Source organism: Pseudomonas sp. SIMBA_068, assembly GCF_046534705.1.
GTDB lineage: Bacteria > Pseudomonadota > Gammaproteobacteria > Pseudomonadales > Pseudomonadaceae > Aquipseudomonas > Aquipseudomonas putida.
The window spans coordinates 1-306 of sequence record NZ_JAWRYI010000261.1 but is presented as its reverse complement, the minus strand read 5'-3'; the positions used below and the strand labels follow the sequence as shown (position 1 = coordinate 306).

The following is a 306-nucleotide window of genomic DNA, read 5'->3' as shown; positions in this document are numbered from 1 at the left end:
GAAGCAATGGAGCGCGGTTGGCAATGTCTGCGCCTGTTTGCTGAACGTCTGCAAGATATCCCTCCCTCGCAAATTCGCGTTGTCGCTACGGCGACATTACGTCTTGCCGTCAATGCGGGTGATTTTATTGCCAAAGCGCAGGAAATCCTCGGTTGTCCGGTACAGGTGATCAGCGGTGAAGAGGAAGCACGTCTGATTTATCAGGGCGTTGCTCACACAACTGGCGGTGCCGATCAGCGCCTGGTGGTGGATATAGGCGGTGCCAGTACTGAACTGGTAACCGGCACGGGTGCACAAACCACCTCG

1 pseudogene is annotated in these 306 nt (G+C 55.9%); it reads left to right on the top strand.

Annotated elements, in window-relative coordinates:
* Nucleotides 1-306: pseudogene (locus SB756_RS29100) on the top strand (exopolyphosphatase); the annotation flags it as partial.